This window comes from Nonomuraea sp. NPDC005650, from assembly GCF_040605375.1.
GTDB lineage: Bacteria > Actinomycetota > Actinomycetes > Streptosporangiales > Streptosporangiaceae > Nonomuraea.
Genome location: NZ_JBEXCR010000034.1, coordinates 131,863 through 157,495 on the forward strand (window position 1 = coordinate 131,863; position 25,633 = coordinate 157,495).

General features: G+C 67.3%; 23 protein-coding genes. 5 read left to right on the top strand and 18 right to left on the bottom strand.

Features of this window, described 5'->3' with window-relative positions; translation table 11 throughout:
• Positions 1–312: 312 nt before the first annotated feature.
• From ABZS69_RS45345 to ABZS69_RS45380, 8 genes are all read right to left on the bottom strand, one after another.
• Entirely contained in the window at positions 313–2,052 is a 1,740-nt protein-coding gene (locus ABZS69_RS45345; protein ID WP_355384175.1) for an iron ABC transporter permease, read from the bottom strand.
• Positions 2,049–3,224, bottom strand: a complete 1,176-nt coding sequence (locus tag ABZS69_RS45350; protein ID WP_355384178.1) for an ABC transporter ATP-binding protein — start codon at positions 3,222–3,224, stop codon at positions 2,049–2,051. Before ABZS69_RS45350 ends, ABZS69_RS45345 begins: the two co-directional genes overlap by 4 nt.
• A gap of 79 nt (positions 3,225–3,303) precedes the next feature.
• Positions 3,304–4,323 (bottom strand): extracellular solute-binding protein, encoded by a 1,020-nt coding sequence (locus ABZS69_RS45355; RefSeq protein WP_355384181.1) that lies wholly within the window; start codon positions 4,321–4,323, stop codon positions 3,304–3,306.
• Positions 4,324–4,413: 90 nt separating this feature from the next.
• Entirely contained in the window at positions 4,414–5,436 is a 1,023-nt protein-coding gene (locus ABZS69_RS45360) for an extracellular solute-binding protein (protein ID WP_355384183.1), read from the bottom strand.
• 171 nt (positions 5,437–5,607) lie between these two features.
• Positions 5,608–5,961, bottom strand: a complete 354-nt coding sequence (locus tag ABZS69_RS45365; protein ID WP_355384186.1) for a hypothetical protein — start codon at positions 5,959–5,961, stop codon at positions 5,608–5,610.
• Positions 5,962–6,322: 361 nt separating this feature from the next.
• Positions 6,323–6,592, bottom strand: a complete 270-nt coding sequence (locus ABZS69_RS45370; RefSeq protein ID WP_355384189.1) for a hypothetical protein — start codon at positions 6,590–6,592, stop codon at positions 6,323–6,325.
• Positions 6,593–6,677: 85 nt separating this feature from the next.
• Positions 6,678–7,994 (bottom strand): MFS transporter, encoded by a 1,317-nt coding sequence (locus tag ABZS69_RS45375; protein WP_355384241.1) that lies wholly within the window; start codon positions 7,992–7,994, stop codon positions 6,678–6,680.
• Between the two features lie 5 nt (positions 7,995–7,999).
• Positions 8,000–9,469: an AMP-binding protein gene (locus ABZS69_RS45380; RefSeq protein ID WP_355384192.1), complete on the bottom strand. Its 1,470-nt coding sequence runs from the start codon at positions 9,467–9,469 to the stop codon at positions 8,000–8,002.
• Positions 9,470–9,881: 412 nt separating this feature from the next.
• Here ABZS69_RS45380 and ABZS69_RS45385 point away from each other — a divergent pair, with 412 nt between their 5' ends.
• The 4 genes from ABZS69_RS45385 (at position 9,882) to dctP (ending at position 13,853) form a co-directional block, all read left to right on the top strand.
• Positions 9,882–10,271: a carboxymuconolactone decarboxylase family protein gene (locus tag ABZS69_RS45385; RefSeq protein ID WP_355384196.1), complete on the top strand. Its 390-nt coding sequence runs from the start codon at positions 9,882–9,884 to the stop codon at positions 10,269–10,271.
• Between the two features lie 58 nt (positions 10,272–10,329).
• Positions 10,330–11,190, top strand: a complete 861-nt coding sequence (locus tag ABZS69_RS45390) for an SDR family oxidoreductase (protein WP_355384199.1) — start codon at positions 10,330–10,332, stop codon at positions 11,188–11,190.
• A gap of 42 nt (positions 11,191–11,232) precedes the next feature.
• Positions 11,233–12,495 (top strand): hypothetical protein, encoded by a 1,263-nt coding sequence (locus tag ABZS69_RS45395; protein WP_355384202.1) that lies wholly within the window; start codon positions 11,233–11,235, stop codon positions 12,493–12,495.
• An 80-nt stretch (positions 12,496–12,575) separates the two neighbouring features.
• Positions 12,576–13,853, top strand: coding sequence for a TRAP transporter substrate-binding protein DctP (dctP, locus tag ABZS69_RS45400; protein WP_355384205.1), 1,278 nt, complete (start codon positions 12,576–12,578; stop codon positions 13,851–13,853).
• 63 nt (positions 13,854–13,916) lie between these two features.
• Here the strand turns inward: dctP and ABZS69_RS45405 are convergent, their stop codons facing one another.
• The 10 genes from ABZS69_RS45405 to ABZS69_RS45450 all read right to left on the bottom strand — a co-directional run bounded on the left by ABZS69_RS45405 (position 13,917) and on the right by ABZS69_RS45450 (position 24,529).
• Positions 13,917–14,849, bottom strand: coding sequence for an alcohol dehydrogenase catalytic domain-containing protein (locus tag ABZS69_RS45405; protein WP_355384208.1), 933 nt, complete (start codon positions 14,847–14,849; stop codon positions 13,917–13,919).
• Complete coding sequence (locus tag ABZS69_RS45410) at positions 14,846–15,673, bottom strand: SDR family NAD(P)-dependent oxidoreductase (protein WP_355384211.1); 828 nt, start codon at positions 15,671–15,673, stop codon at positions 14,846–14,848. Before ABZS69_RS45410 ends, ABZS69_RS45405 begins: the two co-directional genes overlap by 4 nt.
• A gap of 46 nt (positions 15,674–15,719) precedes the next feature.
• Entirely contained in the window at positions 15,720–16,568 is an 849-nt protein-coding gene (locus ABZS69_RS45415) for a mycofactocin-coupled SDR family oxidoreductase (protein ID WP_355384214.1), read from the bottom strand.
• Positions 16,558–18,414 (bottom strand): NAD(P)/FAD-dependent oxidoreductase, encoded by a 1,857-nt coding sequence (locus tag ABZS69_RS45420; RefSeq protein ID WP_355384217.1) that lies wholly within the window; start codon positions 18,412–18,414, stop codon positions 16,558–16,560. Before ABZS69_RS45420 ends, ABZS69_RS45415 begins: the two co-directional genes overlap by 11 nt.
• A gap of 72 nt (positions 18,415–18,486) precedes the next feature.
• Positions 18,487–19,983 carry a TRAP transporter large permease subunit gene (locus ABZS69_RS45425; RefSeq protein ID WP_355384244.1) on the bottom strand — a complete coding sequence of 499 codons (1,497 nt, stop codon included), beginning with the start codon at positions 19,981–19,983 and terminating at the stop codon, positions 18,487–18,489.
• A complete protein-coding gene (locus ABZS69_RS45430; RefSeq protein ID WP_355384220.1) occupies positions 19,983–20,498 on the bottom strand; it encodes a TRAP transporter small permease in 516 nt (171 codons plus the stop codon). The genes ABZS69_RS45425 and ABZS69_RS45430 overlap by 1 nt, the downstream gene beginning before the upstream one ends.
• 178 nt (positions 20,499–20,676) lie before the next feature.
• Positions 20,677–21,417, bottom strand: a complete 741-nt coding sequence (locus ABZS69_RS45435; protein WP_355384223.1) for an SDR family oxidoreductase — start codon at positions 21,415–21,417, stop codon at positions 20,677–20,679.
• A gap of 87 nt (positions 21,418–21,504) precedes the next feature.
• Entirely contained in the window at positions 21,505–22,299 is a 795-nt protein-coding gene (locus tag ABZS69_RS45440) for an SDR family oxidoreductase (RefSeq protein WP_355384226.1), read from the bottom strand.
• 341 nt (positions 22,300–22,640) lie between these two features.
• Positions 22,641–23,513: a hypothetical protein gene (locus ABZS69_RS45445; protein WP_355384229.1), complete on the bottom strand. Its 873-nt coding sequence runs from the start codon at positions 23,511–23,513 to the stop codon at positions 22,641–22,643.
• 140 nt (positions 23,514–23,653) lie between these two features.
• The gene (locus ABZS69_RS45450) at positions 23,654–24,529 is read right to left on the bottom strand and encodes an SGNH/GDSL hydrolase family protein (protein WP_355384232.1); all 876 of its coding nucleotides are present in this window, start codon (positions 24,527–24,529) and stop codon (positions 23,654–23,656) included.
• Positions 24,530–24,731: 202 nt separating this feature from the next.
• Here ABZS69_RS45450 and ABZS69_RS45455 point away from each other — a divergent pair.
• On the top strand, positions 24,732–25,633 hold a 902-nt coding region (locus tag ABZS69_RS45455; protein WP_355384235.1), incomplete at its 3' end, for an SDR family oxidoreductase.

A 25,633-nucleotide genomic window follows, 5' to 3' on the forward strand; every position in this document is an offset into this window, starting at 1 on the left:
CCTGTTGTCGCGGCCTCTGGCCCAGGCGACCTCCGCCGTGCCCACGCTGATCGTCGACGCGCCTACCCTCAAGAACCCGCCCAGCCGGCGTCCGCGTTGATTCCGGCAGGGTCGGGGGACGGCGATCGCGTTGAGAGCGAGATCGCGAGCAGGCCGGGTCCCCACCACCGGAGTGCCGCGGGCGTACGTCGCGGCTCCGCAGCGAGCGCTGGAGTACGTCCATATCCACGTCCACCTCCTCCGCCGAGGCCCCTAGAAACAGTATAATGATTCAACATAATTAGCCACAGCCGTCCATCGCTTGCGTCAGGCTCACTTGAGCGACGTGCTCCTGCGGCCGACCCACAGCAAGATCATCGCCACCGCGGTGGAGACGAGCGCCATGATCACACCGAGTGCGGCGATGGTGGAGAAGGTGCCGTTGGCCCAGAGGTCCAGCATGACGAAACCGATCACGGGCGTACGGGGTCCAGCCAGCAACGCCGACCCGGTCACCTCGCTCATGATGAGAACGAACAGGATGATCGCTCCGCCGACGAGTCCGGGCAGCATGAGCGGCAGGATCACCCGGGTCAGCGTCCGCCACGGGCCGGCCCCGCAGATGACGGAGGCTTCGCTGAGTTCCTTGGACAGCTGCGCGTACGCCGCACTCGCGGAAACGTATGCCTGCGGCATGAAGAAGACGAGGAATGCGAGGAAGAGAATCGCCTGGCTCGCGCCGAGTCGGAACGGCGGGCCGGAGAAGGCGATGAGGAGCGCGATCGCAAGGACGAGGTGCGACAGGCCACCCGGGGCCTTCGCGAGCCCGTCGAGCAGCTTGCTCGGCCACCCGCCGCGCTGTGCGACGAAGATCGCGATGAGCGTTGCGGCGATCATCGTCAGCAGGCCGCCGACCACGGCGAGCAGCACGCTGTTTCGCAGGGCCCCGCTCGTCATCTGGTTCTCCACGAGCACGGCGACGTAACTGTCGAAACCGAGCCCGTCGAAGTTCAGCGAGGGTTGCCAGCTGCCTCGCAGGGAGATGTACAGCAGGCCGAGCAGCGGGATCACCGAGGACAGGATGATGAAGATCACCATGACCGCTCGCGCGACCCACTTCCACCAGCCCAGGTCGACGGCGGCGACGACGACGCCCTTTCCGCCGATGGTCGCGTGCGCGCCCTTTGAAGTCACCCGCTGTTGCAAGGTCGACACGACCAGCACCGTGAGCAGGAGGAAGCCACTCAGTACGACGGCTTCGGCGGTCCTAGGCGGAAATCCCTGCGTGAGCAGGGTGTAGATGCGCACGGCCAGCACGTCGATCCTGGCCCCCGCACCGATGATCACGCCGATCGAGAAGGTGGCGAGGCCCACGGCTATGCCGAGAAGCAGCCCACCCGCGATCGCAGGCCGAATCGCCGGGATCGTGACCTTGAACAGCGTGCGAATCGGACCGACCCCGGACACCCGCGACGCCTCGTCCAGCGACGGATCGAGCCGTGACAGTGCCGCGGACACAGGAAGGTAGATGAAAGGCACCAGTTGCAGGGTGTAGAGGTAGACCATGCCAGGAACGCTGTAGATGTTCAGCGGCCCGGTCTCCAGCTGAACGCCGAAGATCGCCAGGAGATCGCGCAGCAGGACGTTGAGGATGCCGGCGCGGTCCGCGCCCAGAAACACCCAGCCGATCGTCGCGGCCAGCGAGGGCACGAGCAGCGGGATGAGCGGGAGGAACGCGGCGATGAACCCCAGGCGCGCGTTCGTGCGCTCGTTGAGCCAGGCGAACCCGACCGCGATGACGACCGCGCATACCGTCGAGGAACTGACGACGATGGCGGTGTCCAGGAAGACCTTTCCCGTTCCCGTCATCGTGAGCGCGCTCACGAACGGCTCGACGACCGACCCTTCGCCTTCCACGAAGGTAGTGACGATGACGCTCACCAGTGCGTAGACCAGCGTTGCCGCGAAGACCAGCCCGATGACGATCGTGATGATCTCGACCGGGGTGAGCCGGCGACCGGAACGACGACCGCCGCCACCCGCCGACGCGGATGCGTCGAGACCGATGGTCATGCGCCGGCCTCCTCGGCGAACACCCGCAGGTCGGCTGCCGCGACGGCGAGTCGCAGGCCCGCTCCGCGCTCCTTCGGCAGGGGCTTGGGCGTGACGACGCGCACCTCGCTGCCATCGCGCAAAGTGGCGATGGTCTCGCCGAATGCTCCGAGATAGCGCCCGAGCAGGTACTCCGCCTCCAGCACGATTCCGTCTCCCGTCCTGGCGGAACCCACGATCGTCGTGCGCTCCGGACGCCAGATGACGTACACGCGCTCTCCCACTGCCGGCTGCCGCCCGCACTCCGGGGCCGGCAGCCGTACTCGGTCGAGCACGCCGGGCAGGGACACTGTCACGGTCGTCTCGTCCCGGCCGACCACCTCGGCGGACAGCTCATTCGCGGTCCCGATGAATTTCGCGACGTAGCGCGACGCCGGCGAATCGTAGACCACATCCGGGGCGGCGAGCTGGGCGATCTTCCCGTTCCGCAGCACGGCGATGCGATCGGCCAGTTCCATGGCCTCAACCTGGTCGTGCGTCACGTAGACGGCCGTGAACCCGATCCGGTGCTGCATCTCCAGCAGATGCAGCCGCAGTTCCTCGCGCACCTTCGCGTCGACGTTCGACAGCGGCTCATCGAAGAGAATCAGGCTCGGCTCGGCAACGAGCGCTCTGGCGAGCGCCACCCGCTGTTGCTGGCCACCGGACAACCGCCCGGGCAACTGCTCGGCCACTTCCGACACCCCGACCAGTTCAAGGGCTCGCGCGACGCGTTCTTGACGCTCGGCCTTGCGGACCTTGGCCGCTTCCAGCGGGTATGCCACGTTCTTGGCCACGCTGAGATGCGGCCACAAGGCGTACGACTGGAAGATCATGCCGAGCCGCCGCCGCTCCGGCGGCACCATGACCGGCCGCGATCCGGCGCGATCGAAGACCCGGCGGCCGAGGATGTCGATCGAGCCACGATCCGGCGTCTCCAGACCCGCGATACAACGCAGCAGCGTTGTCTTCCCGCACCCGCTCGGGCCGAGAAGCACGAGAAACTCCCCCTTCTCGATCGACAGCGTGACATCGTCGATCGGCGTCACTGTCGTGCCGTTCGCCCGGCGGAAGGTTTTGAGCAGGCCCTTGACGCGCACTGCCGGCGTATCCGTCACCACCATGGCGACCTCGTGTTCCTGGTCGATCGTCACGGCTCCACTCTCCTGCGCGCTCATCTTCATTGACTGCAATGCACGATCCGGTAGGCCACGGGGAGTCCGAGCCACGTCATCAGCGGAAACCGAGCAGCTCAGCCGCCCGCTCGCCCGAGGCGCGGACGGCGCCGGGGTCGGGCGGAGTGGTGGCGATGCCCGGCGGCGACGGGAACGTGCCCTTCAGCTCGCCAAGCGGGGAGGCGGTGCCCTCGGCCGTGTTCAGCACCTGCGAGCCTTCCTCGCCGGCCAGCCACCGGGCGAACAGCTGCGCGGCGTTCGGGTGCGCGGCGCCCTTGACGATCGAGACCGACGTGTAGGCGACCGGCGCCGGGTTCGTCGGCGAGAAGAAGGCGATCGGCGCCCCCTTCGCGATCTGCGCGTTGAACACGCTCGGCGTGCTGGCGACGAGCACGCTGCCCTGACCGGCGGCAAGCTGCTCGGCACCGACCAGCGAGCTCGCCACCGGCTGGAAGTCCTGCGCGACAAGTGCTTTGACGTACTTCTCGCCCAGCGCGGGAGTCTTCAGGATCGCGTGCCATATCTGCCCCCAGGTCGCAGCGGAGCGGGGATCGGCGATCATGAGCTTCCCCTTGAGCCGCGGGTCGAGCAGGTCGTCCCAGGAATCCGGCACGAAACCATCGAGCGACCTGGTGTTGTAGCCGACAACCGGCACGGCGAACTGCACGAGCGGCCCGATCTCGCCGTACATCATCTTCTCGGGGAAGCCCGGGAACCGCTTCGCCGACAGCCGTTCGATATAGCCCCCATCCCGCAGGGACAGGGCCAGCGCGTTGTCGGTCTGGGTCGTGACGTCGGCGTCGATGCGGCCGAGGCCGCGCACATCGCTCTCGATGCGCTGCGCCATGTCGGCGCTGGAGTACCGCGCCACCTTCACGGAAATGCCATACCGCTTCTCGAAGGCGGCGGCGACGGCATCACTGGTCGCCTGGGTACCGGCCGCCAGCCAGCTGACCTCGCCCTCCGTCTTGGCGAGACTCTCGATCTGGGCTGGATCGGTGGCCTGTACGGCATCAGCCGATGACGTGTTCTCCTCCGCACCCGCGGCGCACCCCGTCACGGTCCCGACGGCGAGCACGAGGGCTATGACAAGGGCACCTTTGCGCATAGTGTCCGCCTCCACAGTGTGTTGCTTTCGTTGGCCCGACCGGCCGAGGCGCTCGCCGGATCAGTTGAACCCGAGCAGGTTCAGAATGCGTGGCAGATCCTGCTGCACCTTTTCGGGCGGCGGCGCCTTCAAGTAGTTCGCCGGGAGGGGAACCACGGCGCCCTTGATGTTGCCCAGCGGAGAGGCGACACGGTCCGGGATCGTCATGGCCGCCTGCCCCTCTTCCGTCATCAACCACTGCAGGAAGAGCTTGGCCGCGTTCGGATGCGCCGCCGCCTTGGTCAGGAGGCACATGTCGAAGGCGACGGGGGCGGGGGCGGTGGGATACCAGATCTCGATCGGCTTCTTGTCGGCCATCGCCTGCGCGAAGAGCCCAGGGATCCCGGCGACGAGGACGCCGCCCTGGCCGGCGATGAGTTGCTCGGCACCGACCAGCGAGCTCGCCACCGGCTGGTAGTTCTGTTTCTTCAGCGCAGCCAGATAGCCCTCGCCCAGCTTCGAGTCGTTCAGGAGGCTGGAGAACAGCTGCGCCCAGGCCGCTGAGCCGCGTGGGTCGTTCACCATGATCTTGCCGGACAGCTTCGGATCGAGGAGGTCGTCCCACGACTTGATCTTGAAGTCGCCGAGCACGCTCGTGTTGTACGCGATGATGGGAACGATCACCCCGCATCCGACCGCCGCGTCCCCTTGCATGAAGTCCTTGTCCAGGCCCGGGAACATGTCGATCGACACCGGCGTGCTGTAGCCCTTGTCCTTCAGGTATGCCGACAACGCCAGGTCGGTGGTCAGGACGACATCCGCGCCGATGACGCCGTTGCTGCGCACATCGGCGTCGATCCGCTGCGACAGGGCGGCACTGGACAGGCGCTCCGGCACGACGACGTCGATCCCGTAGGCCTGCTTGAACGCCTTCTGAACGGACTTGACCGCAGGCTCCAGGTTGCCCGTGTACCAGACGACCTGCCCTTCTTTCTTCGCGAGGGCGACGAGTTCGTCCCCCTTCGCGGACGTGCCCGATCTGGGCGGCTCGCCGTTCCCCGAACACGCCACCAGCGCGGCCGCGGCGAGGACCGCGACCACCATCAGCGTCCACTTGCGACGCATGGAAACTCCCTATCGACATGGGAACAGATCCCTCGGGGGCCGACCAACCGGTCTTGCCCGTCGACGACGACGTTGCATGCCCTGCGGGGAAACATAACGTTAACCTAGATAACTGATTTATTCCATAGAGAGCTTTGCCGGAGGGCGACGTCACCTGCCCGCAGGACCTGCCTCGGTGATCAACGGTTCGAAGAGGGCCGAGGTCGACGCGCCGCGACCGGAGGTCGGAGACGGCTGTATCCTGCCCTGCGCCCGGGCCTCGGCCAGGACGGCGAACGCCGCCGCCGGATCGCCCTCGATCTCGAAGACGGTGAGATACCGCCTGAGCTCCGTACCGCCCTTGGCCGGTTGTTCCGGCGCGAGCTCGAAGTGCCGGCCCGAGACGATGGCCGGCACCGCGGCCACAACCTCGGGAATGTGGACGGTGCGATACCACTGACTGAACTCCTCCTCGTGCTCTCCGTTGATCACCAGAAGGTGGCGTTCGTTCGTCGGGTCGGTCATCGGTCTGATCCCTTCGTTGGCAGTGACATGAGGAGGCTTGATGCCGGGCAGCGCGTCGATCCCGCATGGCGGATCACCCCGGGGAGGCGTGGCTCGTACATCGTCATGACGGGCTCGACAGCGGGGGCCTCGTCGATCACCCGTCGGCTATCGCAGGGATCGGGCGGAAGGCATGCCGCAGCATCTCGGCGTTCGCGCTCGACCTGCGTAGCTGCTGCGCCGCTCGTTGTCGCCGAAATCGTGGACCTGGTCCGTCGCAGCTTGATCGCCATACGGACGCCGGGCAGAGGGCAGATGTGCCGTCACGTCGAGGGCGGCGATGGCCCGGTCCTACCGCCCAAAACCACGTTCGCAGATCGAATCAGGAACCGGCCCCTGACACCCGTTCGACCACGCGGATGTCCGCGATCTCGGCCCCTCGTGCGCGGATCCCCTCGTCGATGAACGCCTGGAGCGATTCGACGTCGAGCACGCACGCCGCACACGCGTCGTTGACGCCCTTGTTGTAGTCGACCGCGAGCCGGGAGTCCGCTTCGGAGAAGGCGGCGATCCGTAGCGATCCGCCGTCATCCGCCACCATCGGCTCAAGGAGCGAGAGCACCTCATTGATGATGTCGACCGTAGCAGCCACGATGTCCTCCTACCTCAGTATAAATAGTATACTAATTAAGAACTATCGTCCCCGCTGCGCTCACTGTCAATCATCGGTGCGCGTCTCAGCGGTCAGGCGGCACCGCCGTACGTGGAGTTCGTTTTCGGGAACCGAGCATCCATCCTCCGATCGCGGCGAGCGCGATCGTCCCCACGACGACGAGGGCCGCCACGCGCGGCCCGCTCGCGTTCGCGATCGCACCGCCGACGAGCGCGTAGAAGGCTCGGCCGCCCAGGAATGCCATGAGCCACACCGCCATCACGCGGCCGAACAGCTCGGGCGAGATCAGCGACTGGACCGTCGACAGCGCGCGGTTCGAGCTCAGGATGAAGCCGGCGCCGAACACCACACAACCGGCCAGTGCGTACCCCGGCGCCGGCGCCATCGCGAACAGGAGCGCGCCGAGCGCTTGTGCGCCGATCGTCCAAGGCAATCGCCTGCGTACCCGCTGCAGCAGCGGGACCAGCCAGAACGCGCCCACGGTCGCACCCGCGCCAAAACCGGCGATGAACCCGCCGGCCCATGTGTCGGTCCCCGTCAGTTCGACGGAGATCGCCGGGCCGATGGTGCTCACCGAGTCCGTCGAGCCGCTTACGACGAACCCTATGGCGAGAAGCGGCAACAGAGCCCGCTCGCTCATCACCGCCGCCAGGGTGTGCCGTAGCCGGGGGCGTTCCTTGGGCATTTCCTGCGGCAACGGCCTGGTGAAGCGCAGCAGTACGACGAAGACGATGAACGACGCCGAATTGAACAGGAAAGGTGTGCCCAGATCGCCAACCAGAATCAACCCGCTCGCGATCACCGGGCCGATCGCGCGAGCGAGGTTGAACTGGCTGGAGCTGAGCGACAGCCCCAGCTCCCGGTGCTCGCGTGCGACGAGCAGCGGGACCAGCGCGAGCTGGGCGGGCGCCTGGAAGGACTGGAGTACGCCGAGCAGGGCGATGGCGGCGAGGGCGACGGGGACGTCAACGAGCTCTGTCATCGTCAGCACGGCCAAGACACCGCTCACGACCGCGGCGGTGACCTGAGTGACGATCAGGACCGTACGCCGGTTGAACCGGTCGGCGACCATGCCCGTCCACGGCCCGAGCACGATGGGCCAGATGAACTGGCACACGGACGCGAGCCCCACGATGAAGACCGACTGCGTCAGCCGGTACACGAGCAGGATGCCGGCCAGGCTCTGGCACCAGTTGCCGAAGTTCGACAGGGCGGCGCCGATGAAGTAGACACCGAATCGGTGCTCGTTGGTGAGCACCTGCCACGTCACCCACTTGCGGTGGTCCGCCTTGCGCCCAGCATGGGTGTCGTCCTCAATGGCGGACACGGGCTCGCCGCTCTCCGCGGTGGACGTCCAGCGCGTCGTTGCGGCGAACGTCATCAGGGTCACGCGGCCGGCGGCAGGAGATCGTGCTTGCGAAGCTTGCCCGTGGCGGTACGCGGAAGTTCGTCGATGAACTCCAGATACTCCGGCACTTTCTGCTTGGAGACCCCAGCGGCGATGAAATGCTCAAGCAACTCCCCAAGCGTGAGGGTACGGCCCTTGTTGAGGACGACGAAGGCACATGCGCGCTCTCCGTACCGGTCGTCGGGGATCCCCACGACCGCGGCCTCGGCGACGCTCGGGTGTGTGCCGACGATCTCCTCGATCTCGGTCGCCGAGAGGTTCTCTCCACCGCGGATGATGATGTTCTTCTTTCGGTCCACGATCGAAAGCAGGCCGTCCGCGCTGAGTTCGCCGATGTCTCCGGTCGGGAACCAGCCGTCCTGGGTGAAGATCTGCGAGTCGGGCACGTTCGTGTAGCCGGCGAACATCTCCGGCCCACGTAGCTGGATTTCCCCGCGGCAGCCGGGCGGCAGGATGTTGCCGTCGTCGTCGGCGATCCGGACCTCATTGCCTCCGCTCGGCCGGCCGATGTACGTTGATCGGATCTCGATCGGGGCGTTGACATCGCCGAGAACGGCCGTCGGAAGCTCGGTGAGGCCGTAGGACTTCACAATGGGCACACCGGCCCGCTGAGCGCGGATCACCAGGCCGGCGGCGACCGGCGCGCCGCCGATCGTCGCCATCAGGAGCGAGGACAGATCCAGCCCTTCCTCATCGGCGATGTCGAGCATCGAGATGAGGTGGAACGGCAGACCGGCCATGACCGTGGGCTTGTCCTGGTCGACGATCCGCGCGGAGAGTGGTGCGTCCCAGCCGTCCAGCACGATGCACCGCATGCCTCGCGCCAGGACGCGCAGCGGGTACACATAGCCGGCGATGTGCCCGGCGCCTGAGGTGTAGAGGTAGAGGAGCTCCTCGTCACGCACAGGCAGGCGGTAACCGACGTCGAAGGCCTCAGCGAGCATCGTTCTGCGAGTATGCCGGGCGCCCTTCGGCACGCCGGTCGAACCCGAGGTGAAGACGATGAGGCTCGTCTCATCGTCGTCGGCCGGGGCCCAGCTTTCCAGCTTCGGCGCGGCCTCGACGTCCTCCCAGGCGATCACCCCGTCCCCGGCGCCGCCCGAGGTGACGACGATCCCCGGACGCAGCCGGGACGGTATCTCGGCGAGGCTCGTGGCATAGTCGAGTTTGCGCCAGCGGCGGCAAGTGAGGTGCGCCACGGGTTTCGCGTCTTCGAACAGCCGGGTGAGCTCGCGACTACCGAAGACCGGGACGACCGGAACGAGCACGGCGCCGAGCATGAGCGTCGCGAACTGCGCGACGATCGCCTCCTCGCAGAGGGGGAACTGTGTGGACACCTTGTCCCCCGCCTTGACACCAAGCGCGCGAAGACCGCCCGCGAGGTGTTCGGCGCGCTCACGGATGGCATTGAGCGTGGTCGTGTAGCGGCCTTCGCGGCTGACGAACACCAGAGGCGTGGAGCCGAACGACAGCTCGGGCTGGGCCAGCAGCCTCGTCAGCGATCCGCGCGCTTCGGTAGTTGATGCCATGGGCACTGCCACCTTAATCATAGGTGCAATGAGTGAACTGATTGCATGCTAACCTCGGCGCCCATCGGCACACCAGCCCCATACCGAGCACCGGCGACCGCGCGATCGGGCACGCAAGCTCGGGCGCCGCGGCCGTCCTGTGCTCGGCCTCCCTGTCCGGTGTGTGTGACGGGCTTGAAATATCAGTTAACTTCGTGATTATAGTTAAACAATTCGAGCTTCTCGGGTATGCCGATCGAACGTGGCCCGCCCGACGCCGACGCCATCCATCGCGAGATCTTGCTGGTCCACTCGCCGAGCGGAGGCTCCGCGAGCCTAAGGAGGCGGCGCCATGACCGACTACCGCGAACTCGGACGTCGGCTCATCGGGGAGATGAACCCCCGGTTGGCCGGTGTGCCCACACGCGACACCGGATTCGCGAACGAGTTGCGCGAGCTGAGCATCGACATCGCCTTCGGCCAGGTGTGGTCACGCCCGGCGCTCTCCCGGCGCGACCGCAGTCTCGTCACGCTCGGCATCCTGATCGCTCTGCGGGCCGAAAGCGAGCTCGAACATCACTTCCCGATCGCGGTCGGCAACGGCGTGTCGATCGAGGAGCTGGAGGAACTCATCTACCATTCGGCGATCTATGCCGGGTTCCCCTCGGCGCACGTCGCCCAGTTGGTGGGCCGCAGGACCCTGCCCGCGACGGTTGAGGACACCACACAAGCTTCGACGTGACCGCACTCACGGTACGGCCAAGGTAGCGCCGCGCAACGTGGCGCCGAGGAGGATCACGGTGGATCTGGACCTCATCGGGACATGGGAGAAGCCACTCGCGGTCATCACCGGCGCGGGCGGTGGGATCGGTCGCGCCATCGCACGCCGCCTGGGCGCGCGCTATCGCCTGGTCCTTGTCGATGTCCGCCAGGACGCCGTCGCGGACTTGCGCGGCGCGCTGACCGAGGAAGGCTACGACGTGGCCCTTGCCACGGTCGCCGACGTCGGCGACAGGGACAGTGTCGAGAGGCTCGTCGAAACCGTCGCCAGCTCCGGCACGCTGGGCACGCTCGTCCACACAGCAGGCCTGTCCCCGTCGATGGCCGCCTGGACGCGGATCGTCCACGTCAACCTCGTCGGCACGGCGCATGTGCTCGACGCGTTCCTCCCCCTCGCCCACCCCGGCGGCTCGGCCATCTGCTTCGCGTCTGTGGCCGCGTACACGTTCCCCGCCTCGCCGCAGGCCGATGCCCTTCTCGACGACCCGTACGCACCGGACCTCATGACCCGGCTCGGGCCCGTCCTGGAGCACATCGATGCGGACAAGAGCGAGTTCTCCTACAAGGTCCATGCATACGGCGCGTCCAAGCGTGGGGTCATCCGCATGGTCGAGCGGCGAGTGCGTGACTGGGCGGAGCGAGGTGCGCGCATCGTCTCCATCTCACCGGGCACGGTGCTCACCCCGATGGGGCGGCGCGAGCATGAGGCGAACCCCCTCGCGACCGCGACCGCGAACGTCACGCCGCTGAGGCGGCGCGGGGCGCCGACCGACATCGCGGCAACCGTCGACTTCCTCGCATCAGACCTCGCGAGCTACATCACCGGGAGTGACATCCGGGTCGACGGCGGCATCGTCGCGGCCAGGACGCAGGGCGTCTGACCGCTTGGCCGCCCCTGAAACACTGCAAGAAGGAGCACGTCAATGAGCAATCGGTTCGGGGTCACCAGGCTGACCTCAGCCCTCGCGGGCATCCTGGCGGCCGGGCTCATACTCTCGGGATGCGCCGGCGGCGAGGGCGGCCGGCAGACCGACTCGGCCGGGGTCTCTTTCGGCGCCTCGATCGAGGAGTACCAGTCGGCGTTCAAGAACATCCAGCCGATCAAGCTCCGCCTCCAGACCGATGGACCGGAGGGCTCGCTGTCCAACGTCGGGCGCGAGCAGTGGGCGAAGGCGATCGTGAAGTGGTCGGGCGGCAAGATCGGTTTCGAGTTCGGCTACTCGAACTCGTTCGCGCCTGCCTCGACCGAATGGGCCGCCGCCCTCGCGGACGGAAGGATCGACGTCGGCTACTTCCTGCCCTATTACACCCCTGACGACTTCCCGGCGCTGAGCGCACTGAGCAACGCGACGTTCCTGGACGGGAACCGGCCGCTGTCGACGCTGGTGAGCACGGGCTGGGTGACGGAGACGACCTTCAGACGTCCCGAGTACGTGGAAGAAGCCGAGCAACGCGGTATCCACATCCTCACGCTCGCTCCTTCGGCGAACATTCCCGGCATCTTCTGCACCAAGGAGCGCACCTCGTTGACGGATTTCCAGGGCGTGCCGATCAGCGCGTCCGGGAAGGGCCGGTTCGATGAACTCAAGTCTCTGGGCTTCACGCCGCAGTCGATCGCGTTCACCGAGCTCTACGAGGCGATCCAGCGCGGGGTGGTGAGCTGCGGGAGCACAGTGCCGTCCGCCCTGGACACCATCGGCGCGGTCCAGCTCGTTCCATACGCGATCGCCGACCCTCAGGCGAGCCTCGTAGGCTTCCCGAACTATCTCGCCGTTGGCAAAGCAGCCTGGGACTCCCTACCGCTGGTCGCCCGGCAGCTGATGTTCGACCGGCTCGACGTCTTCCTGACCGAGGAGTTGAAGGCGCGCTCCAAGCGCAATGCCGACTGGCTGCGCCGGATCAAGGCAGCGGGCGGCGGCATCAGGCCGCTCGGCGACGACGCCCGCCAGGCACTGCTCGCCAGGAACAACGACCTGCTCAACGATCTGGCCGGTCAGGGCGCGGACACCAAGTCCTTCGTGGCGGCGCGTGACAAGTGGAACGCGATCGTCAACGAGCAGCTCTACCCGGACGTGACCTCCTCCCTTGAGGAGTTCTTCACCGCGAAGGCGTACGAGACCGTCGACGTTCAGCCGTTCGTCGACGCCTTCTTCAAGCAGGTGCTGCTGAAGAACCGGCCGAGCTGAGCGTCAGCGCCAGAAGCAGAGTTTCGGATGTTCGTTCAATCCCGGCACGGCGGTGCCGGCGACCCTGCAAGGGAGCGGCCATGGAGCCTCAACTGGTCGGCGCGCCCAGGCTGCGTCATGCCCTCGCGGGCATCGCGGCGACCGCGCTTGTGCTCGTGCTCGCCGGCTGTGCCGGCGAAGGCAGCCCGTCAAACGATCCGGCCCTGACCAAGAGCGTCCCGCACGGTGCCACGAAGGAGGACTACCAGGCGGCGTTCCGGGACATCGACCCCATCAGGATCCGCGTCCAGACCGAGGGTCCGAAAGGCTCACCCACGAGCCTGGGCAGGCAGACCTGGCTCGACACGGTCGAGGAGTGGTCCGGCGGAAAGATCACCTTCGAGTGGGGCTACTCGAACGCGTTCGTGCCGTCGGCGACCGAATGGGCAAGCGGCATGGCCGACGGACGCATGGACATCGGAGGCTTCCTGCCCTACTACACCCCAGAGGTGTTCCCGAAGCTGACCGAGCTGACCAACGCAACCTTCCTGGACGGGAATACGCCGACGGCCACGTTGTCCAGTACCGGATGGGTCACCGAGGTGTTGTACGCGCAACCGGCCTACCAGGAGGAGGCGGAGGCGAACGGCGTCCACATCCTGGCGCTGGCCCCGACGGCGAACATCTCCGGCATCTTCTGTACGAAACCGCGCACCTCACTGGCGGACCTCAACGGCGTCGCGGTGAGCGCGTCCGGGCAGGGCCGCGTCAAGCAGCTCAGCGCGCTGGGCATGGCCCCGCAGTCGATCGCGTTCACCGAGCTGTACGAAGCCCTCGAGCGCGGTGTCGTCGGCTGCGGCAGCACCGTCGTCACGGCAATCGAGTCGATCGGCGCGACCGAACTCGTCCCGTACGCGACCGCCGACCCCGAAGCGAGCCTTGTCGGCTTCCCGGCCTTCATGGCGATCGGCAAGGAGAAATGGGACTCCCTCCCCCGGGTGGCCCAGCAGTTGCTGTACGACCGCCTGGACACGCTGTTCGAAGCGGAAGCCGAGCACCAGATGAGCCGCAACGTCACGTGGCTGCGGCAGGCGCAAGCCCACGGCGGCGGGTTCCGGCCGTTCGCCGACGACGCGCGCGGCAAGCTCCGGCAGACCAACGACACGCTGCTCACGGAGATGGCCTCGCACGGAGTGGACACCAACGCCATCAAGGCGGCATGGGAGCGGTGGAACGGGACCATCAACGACAAGCTCTACCCCGACATCACGAAGAACCTGAACGACTTCCTCACATCGGGTGGTTTCAAGGATGTCGATCTGAAGCCCTTTGCCCAGGCCGTCGTCAACGACGTGATGGTCAAGCACCGACCGAGCTGACACCCGGCTCACCGCACGCTGCGGCGTGCGGTGAGCCGGGACCCGGCCGGCGATGACCGTTCACTACGGGTGCACGACCACGCGGAAGGCGCCCTTGCGCTGGGCGGCGACCTGGAAGGCGCGCTCGGCCTCGTCCATCTCGAACCGATGGGTGATGAGCGCCTGGGCGATCTCGGGGCGTGCCGCCAGCATCGCCATCACATGGGCGAGCTCGCTCACCCCGTTGTCGTGGCGGTCGTAGGCGATCGAGGGGATCAACCGGACCTCCTTGAGGAAGGAGACCCGGTAGGGCCAGGTGATGTCCGGCGGATAGACACTCACGCTGCAGACCACCCCGAGCGGACGAGCCAGCTCGAACGCGCGGGCCAGGCCGCTCTCGCTGCCACTCGCCTCGATGACGACGTCGTAGTCCCCGGATGGACGCGTCGCTCCGAAGCGGTCGCCCGCCTCGATCTGGTGGGGATACCTGGCTTCGAGCGACACCTCCGCGGCGCCCTGCGCCTGGGCCGCGAGAACGGCGAAAAGCCCGATGACCCCTCCCCCGACGACCGCCACCCGCGTGTCGGCCGTGATCTCGGTCTTCCGGACCGCGTGCCAGGCCACGGCTCCGGGCTCGGCGAGGCAGGCGTCCTCGGCCGGCAACTCCTCCGGGATGGGCACCAACGACGTTCGCGGCACCCGGAAGTACTCCGACATTCCGCCCGGGGTCGTCAGCCCGAGAATGTCGGAGCCGGCCAGGCGGCAGAGGTTGAACCGGCCCTGTTCGCACCACCGGCACTCCCCGCAACCGAAGACGGCCTCGACGACCACGGGCGTGCCGTCCGAGGCCACGCCGGAGATCTCGTGCCCGAGTATCTGCCCGGAGCCGCGGCGGATGTAGTTCCAGTCCGACGCGCAGATGCCGACCGCATTGACCTTGATCAGCTCCGCGTCGCCCTGGGGCTCGTCCACCTGGACGACCTTCACGCCGGGAGGCACCGCACGCACGGCCTTCATACGACCGACACTCCTCCATCGATGACCAGCACCTGACCGGTCACGAACGCCGCCTGCTCGGATGCGAGGTAGACGGCGGCCGCACCGATCTCCTCGGGCCGGGCCCGATCGCGTACGAGCGCCGTCTCGCGAAGCATGCTCCCGATCACGTCCGGCCGCTCGGTCGCGAGACGCGCGAACAGCCCCCTCTCCGGGTGGTACCTGCTGCTCGCGCTCACGCCCTCGGCGGCCTCCGCGGGATCGTCCGACCTCGTGCGGTAAGGAGCGATCGCGTTGACCGTGACCCCGCTCCTGCCGACTTCGAGCGCGAGCACCTTGGTGAAGGCGTGCACGCCGCCCTTCGCCGCCGAGTAGACGGCCATCGACCGGTCGCCGATGAGTCCGGCCGTGGAGCCGATGTTGATCACGCACCCGCTGCCCTGCGCGAGCAGGTGGGGAAGCACCGCATGCGTCATCGCCAGCGTCGACAGAAGGTTGACCTCGATGTCGCGCAGCCACTCGTCCGGGTTCGAGTCCACGAACGGCATGACGTCGGCATTGCCGCCGACCCCGTTGACGAGCACGTCGATCCGGCCGAACCGCTCAAGTACGTCCGTCACGAGAGCCACGACATCGTTATGATCGGTCACGTCCGTCGGCCGCCAGAACGCGGCCGCCGCTCCGCGATCCAGCGCCCGCCGCACCACGCGCTCGCCAGATGCCTCGTCGCGGCCGACGACCACCACTCCCGCGCCCTCGGCCGCGAACGCCAGCGCGATGCCCCGGCCCACGTTCGCGGTCGCACCGGTGACCACGGCGACCTTGCCCGCCAGCCCGGTGTTCATGTCCAGCGCCACCGCGCGACGTCGCGGGAGGTAGCCAGGCTCAGCCTCAACGGTTCGTCCGGCCGTAGTCGATCGGTAGCTGTATGCCGGTGACATGCCGGGCCTCGTCGGAGGAGATCCACGCGACGGCGGCGGCGAGGTCCTCGACCTCGTTCCACCTGACCGGGAGAGTCCCCTTGTAGAAAAGGGTCCAGATCTCCGGCTCCTGTTCCAGCCGTGCCCGGAGGCCGGGCTTCAGCGCCGTGTTCACGCCGTGCGGATGCACGGAGTTGACCCGGATGCGATAGCCCGCCAGCTCGTTCGCCAGTGCCTTGGCCAGTCCGGTCACCCCATGCTTCGCCGCGGCGTAGTCGGCGTGGTACGGAAGGCCCACCAGGCCGGCCACCGAGCTGATGAACGTGATCGCGCCCCCGGTCTTCTGCTCGATCAGCGTCGGGATCGCCGCTTTCGCGGTGTGGAAGGCGCCGGTCAGGTTCACATCGATGGTCTCCTTCCAGCTTTCCGGCGTGATCTCCCAGGCGTTCGCCGTGTTCGTCATACCGGCGTTGGCGATGACGACATCCAGCCGTCCCAGCTCGTCGACTCCCTGCTCGACCGCGCCCTTGACGGCATCGAAATCGCGTACGTCCGCCTTCGCGATCACGATCCGCCCGCCCAGCGCCTCGACGATGCGTGCCGTTTCGGCCAGATCCTCCGCGGTCGCGGTCGGGTAGGCCGTCGTCGCCAGGTTCTCGGCGATGTCGATCGCGATGATGTCGGCGCCTTCCGCGGCCAGCCGGCGAGCATACGCGCGGCCTTGTCCGCGTGCCGCTCCCGTGATGAACGCGACCTTGCCCTCGTACCGGCGGGCGTTCGGCTCGGCAGGCACCGGGGGCGGGGGGATCTCATCGGACATGTCGTTCCTCCTCGGCGTTCACCACTGCGGTGTCTTGGTCGTGCGGGGCGGGGGCGGGCCTGAGCCGCAGACCGTCGAGGTCGCCACGAGCGCGCCACTCCTCCAGGAACCTGAAGTACGCCGTGGACGTCCCCGGGTAGTTGACACATTTCGGGTTGCGTTGCGAGGGCTTTCCCTCGTTGTTCCAGCGGCCGGGTGTGCAGTCCTCAAGGAACCTGCCGCTGCCCAGAAGTGCGAGGCCGACGCCGGCGCTGACCTTCTCGACGTAGGCGTCCTCGGCCTCCTTCGCCGGATCGGCGACGAGCCCGCGGCGCTCAAGTTCGGCGATGACCGCCGCGATGTGCACGTCCGTCTCTTCGAGGGTGTGCACGAAGTTCACGCCCGCCGTGCCCTGCGTGTTGTTGGTGGGCAGGAAGAAGAAGTTCGGGAAGCCGCTGGTCATCACCCCGTGGAAGGTCTCGGGCCCATCCGCCCACTTCTTGGCCAGGCTGAGCCCGTCGACACCGACCACGTCGAACCCGAGACGGTCGGTGTACGACGAGTCCTGATCGAAGCCGGTGGCAAAGATCAGTGTGTCCAGTGAGTACTCGGTCCCGTTCGTGACGACGCCATGCTGGGTGATGCGCTCCACGCCTCGTCCGTCGGTGTCGACAAGCGTTACGTTGGACCGGTTGAAGGTCTGCAGATATCCGTCGTGGAACGTCGGCCGCTTGCACTGGTAGCGGTAATAGGGCTTCAGCTTCGCCGCGACCTCGGGGTCCTTGACGATCGGGCCGACTCGGGCCCGGATGTTCTCCATATGCCGCAGGTCGAGTTCCTCACGCTTCAGCGCCCGCTCCTCCGGGCTCAGGTCCGCGAAGACGTTGCCGAGCATTGCCTGGTAGAAGACCGTCCACGCGTCAGCGACGAGATCCTCATCGACGCTCTCGCCGTTGGTGATCAGCGTGAAGTTGTCGCGGCGCCGCTTCTGCCAGCCCGGTTCCAGCGACTGCGCCCATGCGGGATCGGTTTCCCGGTTGTTCCTCTCCGCGACCGTCGAAGGAGTGCGCTGGAACACGTAGAGCTGCTTGGCCGAGGCGCCGAGCGGGGCGGCGATCTGAATGGCCGAGGCGCCGGTGCCGATGACCCCGACCGTCTTGTCGCCCAGCTTTTCCAAGGGACTTGAGGGGTCCCCACCGGTGTGCCCGTAGTCCCACCGCGCGGTGTGGAACATCTTGCCGGCGAAGTTCTCGATACCCGGGATGGCCGGGAGCTTGGGCGAGGCGAACGAACCGTGGGTCACCACCACGTACCGGGCCCGGAACCCGTCACCGCGGTTCGTGGTCACCTGCCAGCGGGCGGTGCGCTCCTCCCAGACCAGACCGGTGACCGCGGTCTGGAACAGCCCCAGCTCGTACACGCCGAAGTGCTTGGCGAGCATTTGGGTGTAGGCGAAGATCTCCGGCGCGAAGGAGTAGCGGTGCCGGGGAAGGTAGCCGAGTTCCTCAAGGAACGGAAGGTAGACATAGGACTCGACATCGCATTGGGCGGCCGGGTATCGGTTCCAGTACCACACGCCGCCCACGTCGCCGGCCTTCTCCACCACGCGGACCCGTTGGAGTCCTGCCTTGCGCAAGTGAGCCGCCGCCATCAGACCGCCGAACCCGGCGCCGACGACGACCGCGTCGACGTCGTCGCGCACTGGATCGCGCTGCACGTACTCGGTGTACGGGTCGTCGAGGAACTCCTGGTGCCGGCGGAGATCGAGCGTCTCCGCACGGTGCGGGTCAAGGCGTTTGTCCCGCTCCTCACGGTACTTCTCGCGCGCCCGCTCCAAGTCGATGAGCCGGGCCGGGGTATCGGTCATCAAATCTCCGTTCATGCGATCGGGTGACACACGACCAAGCGCGCGTGATCAGGTCGCGCCACGCGCCCAGGGTCATGGACTCGACGCAGCGGTGGCGTTCGGGAGGAACATGACGATGTCCGGGAACCAGATCATCAGCAGCAGGACCAGGACCGCGCCCGGCAGGAGGTACCACACCGCCATGAACAGGTCGTTGAGTGTGATCCGCTGGCCCACGTTGACCTTCGGATCCTGGAACAGGTCGTGCAGGACGAACAGGAGGAAACCTACGGGCGGGCTCAGCGACGAGATCTCCGCCAGGAGCACGACGAAGACGCCGAAGAAGATGAGCGGGATGTCGAGTGCCTGAAGTGTCGGCACGAGCACGGGAATCGTCAGCAGCATCATCGCGAGCGTGTCCATCGCCAGACCGAGCAGCAGATAGAACACGAGCATCGCGAGGAGGAAGGTGACGCGGGTGAAGCCGGCCCCGACGACCCAGTCCTGGAAGTAGGCCGAAACACCGGTCAACGAGAACATCTCGGTCAGGAACTGCGCACCGATGAGCAGGAGGAACATCATTCCCACGCTCTGGACGGTCTCGGTCAGTCCCGCGCCCATGGACTTCCAGTCCCCGGACTTCACCGCGGTTCCGATGGCCATCAGCACCGCCACCAGTGCCGCGCCCGCGCCCGCCTCGGTGGCGGTGAACACGCCGGAGAACATTCCGCCCATGATCACCAAGACGAGGACCGGCACCGGCCAGGCCGCCAAGGCTGCTTTCAGCATCGTCGGGAACGGGACGGGTTCCCCGTGCTTCTCCCCGCCGGCACGACCGCCGAGGACCAGCGCGAGCAGGAGCATCATGACCGAGAAGACGACCGCGATCAGGATGCCGGGGATCACACCCGCGATGAGCTGCGGGCCGACCGGCGCCTGCACCAGACCCGCGTAGATCACGAGCAGGATGCTCGGGGGGATCAGCTGGCCGGGGAGCCCTGCGGTCATCACCGCCATGATCGCGATACGTTTGTGGTATCCGGCACGGAGCATTTCCGGTACGCCCACGCGGGCGAGGACGTAGGACGTGCCCAGCGTCGACCCGGTCACGGCGGCGAGACCTGCCCCCGCCAGGTTCGTGCCGACCGCGAGCCCTCCGGGAAGCCATCTCAACCACTGCCGCGCGGCCTGGAACAGGCTTCCCGCCAGGCCACCTGACGCCACGACCACACCCATGAGCACGAACATCGGCAGTGCGCTGAGCGACCACGAGGCGATCGACCCGTACGGCGTGCGGCCCGCCAGGCTTTCCAGCAACCGAAGTCCGCCGATCGAGAATATGCCGAGCAGCGCCGGCACCAGCAGCGAGACGGCGATCGGAACCCTCAGCAGGATGAGCAGCATCATGACGACGAACCCGAGGGCTCCGATGATCAGGCGATCTCCGACCGCGAGCATCCCCACCACGGAGACGACGGTGAGTACCCACAGCCCGGCCAGCAGCCACCCACCCGGCGCCCAGGGCCGCTGACGGGCGATGGGAACCGTTGCCACTCCGGCCGGGCTCGATGTCTCCTCGAGAGCGTCCATCACGCGATCTCCCGTCTGATCGGAGCCTCGGGCTCCGAGCCGTCGTGCTCACTCGGCTCCGCGTAGCACTCCGCCGGACGCATCGCTCCGATCACGGCTTTGCCAGCCATCAGCAACGCGGACAACCCCAGCGTGATCGGGACGAAGAAGTACAGCGGCCACGACGGCACATCGGTGTAGCCGGCCTTGAAACGGCGCTGCAAGGCGTACACCGCGTGCTCCCAGGAGAACCAGACGAGAACCGCCAATGTCAGCACGCTGAGTACGAGCGCGCCCACCACGACCCATTTGCGCCCCGCGGGCGGGAACCACGCGTACAGCATGTCGGCTGTCACATGCCGGTCCGCCAGCGTCGCAGCGACGAAGCCCACCGACACCAGGCCGGGCATCAGCAGGTACTGCACGATCTCCAGCGATGCCGGGAGCGAGTAGTTGAAGAACGTCCGACTCAGCGCATTGACAACGATGTAGATCATCATCGCCACGACGACGACGCCGCCGAAGACGGATGTCACCCTTCGCACGACTGACGTCACTCCGTCAAGGACCGAGCCTCCAGCGCGCGGCGCTGACTCGTTCATCGATCCATCACCTCGGGTTCCTTCCGAACCGTCCCCCGAACTCTATGCTTTGAATTAACTCATGTAAATATTTAACCTATTTTGCTGTGATCGCGTAGACGTCGGCCCAAGGTCAGACGGGAAGCTCGCGGTATGGGCCGGTCAGGTGCCCGCCGTCGACGCGGAACTCGGACCCGGTGCAGTAGGACGATTCGTCGGAGGCCAGGAACAGCGCCAGCGCCGCCACCTCCGCCGCGCTGCCGACCCTTGGCAGCGGCTGCCGCCCGACCGTGCGCTCCAAGCGCGCGAAGCGCTTCTCTCCATGCACGTGCACGATGGGCGTCTGGATGATGCCGGGGTGGATCGTGTTCACGCGGATGCCCAGCGAGCCCAGTTCGATCGCGACCGCGCGGCTGAGCCCGAGCACGGCGTGCTTCGACGCGACATAGCTCGCCAGCCACGGCACTCCAGCGAGGCCGTCGATCGAGGAGATGTTGATCACTGAGGGGTGGTGCCCCTTCTCCAGCAACGGCAACGTCGCCCGCAGCCCGAGGAAGGTGCCGTGCACATTCACGTCGAATATCCGCAGGTGCTGCTCGAACGGGATCTCATCGAACCGCGTCAACTCCGCCTGCACGATCCCGGCGTTGTTCACCAGGATGTCGAGTCGCCCGGACTTCTCTTCGATGAACGCGGCCGCGCGCGCCCAATCCGCCTGGCTGGTCACATCGAGGTGAAGGTAGTCGGTGCCGAGTGAGCGGGCCGTCTCCTTCCCCACGTCATCGAGCACATCGCTGACGATGACGGTCGCGCCCTCGCTTGCGAACACCTCGGCCTCGACCGCGCCCATCCCCCGCGCCGACCCGGTGATCAACGCGACCTTTCCCGTTAGCCTCCCGGCCATGCTGATGATCCCTTCTTTGTTCTCGCCGGACGTGACTCGTGGCGACAGCGCGCCCGCTCAGGTCATCGACGAGCCGCTGTTTACCCGCAGCACCTGACCGTTGATGTTCCGGCCGGCCTCGGACACGAGGTACAGCACCGCGTAAGCGATGTCGATCGGGTCGTTGACCACACCCAGCGGTGAGAGCGCCGCCAGTTTCTCCTTCACCTCGTCGAATCGTCCTGGCTCGAACTCCCCGTCCTTGTTCAGCCCGCGTTGCCTGGTCATCGCCGTGATCGTCCACGCGGGGGCGACACCGTTGACCCGGATTCCCAGTTGTCCGAGCTCCACCGCGAAGGTCCTTGTCAACGCCTCGGCACCCTTCTTCGCGGCGGCGTACGATCCGGTCTCCGCGGTTCCCCGATCGATGATCTCCGAGAGCATGTTCACGATGCGCCCTCCTCGACCCATCACGCGACCGGCGGCCTGGCAGCCGTAGAAGACGCCTTTGAGATTGACCGAGAGGATTCGGTCGAACTCCTCGGGTGAGATCTCGAGCACCGGGCGGCGCGCCATGATGCCCGCGTTGTTCACCAGGATGTCGAGGCCGCCGAACTCCGCGACGACCTCCTCGACGAGTGCCGTGACCGCGGCGGCATCGGACACGTCGACGCCGCGGGCCACCGCGTCCCCTCCCTCGGCAGCGATCGCCGTCGCGACCCGGGCGGCGCCGTCACCGTCCCAGTCCGAGACGACGACCCGCGCGCCCGCGGCCGCGAGCACGGCCGCGGTCGCCTCGCCGATTCCGGCGGCCCCGCCGGTAACGATCGCCACCTTGCCCGGAAGCGCGAACGCGCCTGCGATATCCACCATCTCTGTCCTCCTGCCGCCGCTCCGAGGGCGGCGTCCGTCGTGGTCCGTACTGTCGTTGCGGGTGGTGCGGACGAGGCAGTCAGCCCAACCGCTTGTCCACCGTCTGTCGCATGCCCTCGCGCCACTCGACGCGGCCGAGTCCCGTGGGGTCGACCGCGCTCCCGAGCCGGTTGCCGGAGGTACACGATCTCGATCCGGGGCGTGACACCGATCAGCTCGCCCAGGTATCCGCACCGGTCGTGCGAGGTGACCACCTCGTCGCCGCCCAAGTTGACGACGTGCCGGAGCAGGCCAGGTCGGGCGACTCGGCGCCGGGCTCGGTGCCGCGTCGTCGCGCGTCGTCAGCCATTCGAACCGACCGGGCCTCGCAGCTGGTCCTCATAGAGCGAGGTCCCCATCTTCGCGGGGATGAACGGGGCGATGAGCGATGTGACGCCCTTGCCGGAGGTCGCGAGGTTGTCGACCTCGTGGGTGAAATGCTCCGCCCAGATCTCCCGTGGGTCCTCTGTGAGGAACCACAGCAGCGTAAGCCGGCGCTCGTCGTTGGAGACGCCCTTGAGTACCTCGTAGTTCTGCTTGCTGTGGTAGTACTCCAGCGGCGGCAGCACGCGGAACACCATCGCGAGCGAGACCGGGCCGTCCGCGACGACCCGGGAGGGCAAGTACTCCTCGAGCAGCCAGCGTTCCAGATCTTCGCGGCCTTCAGTCGTGTGCGCGTCGATGACATGCAGCACGATGCCGGCGGCCGGGTCCTGGAGAGCGTATCGCGCCCGTGGCACCGCCGGGTCGCGGTAGACGTTGCCGACCGAGTCATGGAACGCGGTGTAAACGGTGGTGCGATCGGTGACGACATTGCCGATCGCGCGGTGGCGAGCGTTGGTGGCGCCCGTCCAGTTGCGGTGATCGTCGAGCCTGCCCTTGGTGATCCAGTACGTCCCGAGGTACTTTCCCGTTTCGACCGACGGGAGCACCGGGGTCCCCGCGGGGTAACGCAGCGGCTGCAGCCAGTACGGGGCCAGCCACCGCCGCCCGGCGAACATCCAGGGCATCTGCATCGCGCCGTCGAAGTAGTGGGTGTCCTCGTACCATCGGTTGTAGTGGCTCTCGTGACCCGGATGCGGCTCGACCAGCGTGATGAGCGCATGGCCCACGCCGACCTCATGGGAGCCCGTCAGCGGAAGCTGCGAGTACGCGTCGTCACGGAAGGGGTTCATCCAGAAGGGATCGTCGGCCGGCGGTTCGACGCGCCCTCGAACCGCCGCGGGGTCACTGTTCGACGTCGTTGGTCTTTTCATGGTTGAACTCCCTACTACCGGCCCGGTGACATGGGACGGACCACGCGGAGTGGCCCTTCTCAGCCGACCGGCGATGACATGGCGGCAAGTTCCAGTCCAGCGGCCACGTGCGGCACGAGTCCGAGGGCGATGGCCGCATGGCCCGCGTCACCGGGGTGGATACCGTCCGCGAGTTGGTCGGGCGATACGAGGCCGAGACCGGGGACCAGCGTGATCCGCTCGTCCCCGGTGGTTGACACGAACCGGCTTACCGCCGCCTCGAGCGCGGCGCGCAATGTGGCGTGGGTCGTCCCGAAGCGATTCGGGGTCTGCTCCGCTTCGGGCCGGACGATCGGGCTGACCACGACGACGGGTGCCAAGGGCAGTCCCTGGCGCACGGCGGTGAGGAAGACGCGCATTTGTTCGGCGATCAGAGCCTCGTCCGTTGGAAGGGACGACCAGGCGTTGGTCCCCCACGCGATCGCGACCACCGCCGCGCCCGAGCCGGCGACGGCGTCGGCGGCAAGGAGCTCGCCCCGGGCGGCGCCGGCGAATCCGAGATTGACCACGTCGAGCCCGAGTACCTCACCCACGAGGGACGGCCACGCCAAGCCGGGCTCGGAGACGGACCAACCCTGCGTGATCGAGTCACCGTAGGCGACCAAGAGAGGCGCCTGAGGTGCGGGCACGATCTCACCGTCGGCAGCGGCGATGGAATCCACCTGGACCTCGACCGCCTCGGGCAGGTACACCCGTACGACCTGACCTGGGTCGCGCTCGGGCAGCACAGCGCGTACCGCCCCGCCGCCGGCCGGCAGCGGGGTGCTCACCGGCGGGACCCCGCGTGCCCGCGCGACGACGGCCTCCGGCACGGTGGGCGCGGGGACACTCGTGCGCTCACCCACGCGCACCTGAAGGTCGATCGCGGACGCGGTACCGACGAGCGCCAGGTGCACGCCGGCGGGGACCCGGCCCGCGCGCACGGTGTCGATCGGCGACTTCCGCCTCGCCGGAACGGGCAGTCGCGACCCCTCCGACCACGCGACATCCGGCAGGACGCCACGGATGAAAGGTCCCGGTGCGCCTGGGTCCATTCCGGACTCCCTTCACAGCAAGTATCGTTTAACTTAAAGCACTGATAACACTATCTTTGTTGGTATGGCCGACGTCAACGTGCCGGCGTTGCCGCCGAGCAGCGGGTGTCGGCCGCAAGCGAACCAGAGGAGCGTCGTGATGGCCGGTATCACTGAGTTCACACCCGACTATCCGAGCCTGCTGAGCCTGAAGGACAAGCATGTCGTCGTCCTCGGCGGCGGGCTCGGCATCGGTCGGCAGACCAGCATCGCGGCCGCGAGCGTCGGTGCGAAGGTCACGGTCGTCGACAACAACGCGGAGCGGGCGCAGGCGGTCGCCGAGCAGATCGGCGGTATCGCCCTCGCTGGGGACGCGACTCGCCGAGCGGATGTCGAGCGCGTCATGACCTCGGCGGTCGAGCGTTTCGGGCCGGTGCACGGCCTTGCCGACATCATCGGGATCTCGACGTGGGGCCGGGTGGACGGCTTCAGCGACGAGGACTGGGAGCGCGATCTCAACCTCAATCTGCGCCACGTCTTCCTCGCCTTGCAAATAGGTTCGAGGGCGATGACGGACGGCGGGTCGATCGTCCTGGTCGGATCGATCTCAGGTCTGCGCTCCGCACCGAATCACGGCGCCTACGGCGCGGCCAAGGCGGCCGTGTCGAATCTCGCGAGCACCGCCGCGATCGAGCTCGGCCCGCAGATCCGCGTCAACGTCGTCGCGCCCGGCCAGACCGCCACGCCGCGCGTGGCGCAGCGCCACCCGGAACCGGAGTACTACGAGAAGCAGGCCAAGCAGGTACCCCTCGCCCGGGTCGGAGAGCCACGCGACATCGCCTCGGCGATCCTGTTCTTCCTCACGGACCTCTCGTCGTGGATCACCGGGCAGACCGTGGCCCATGGCCGCCTTGGTCCAGAACCAGTAGGCGACGTCTACGCCGGCGAAGAACAGGCCGCACGCGAGGAACAGCCAACCCTGGACTT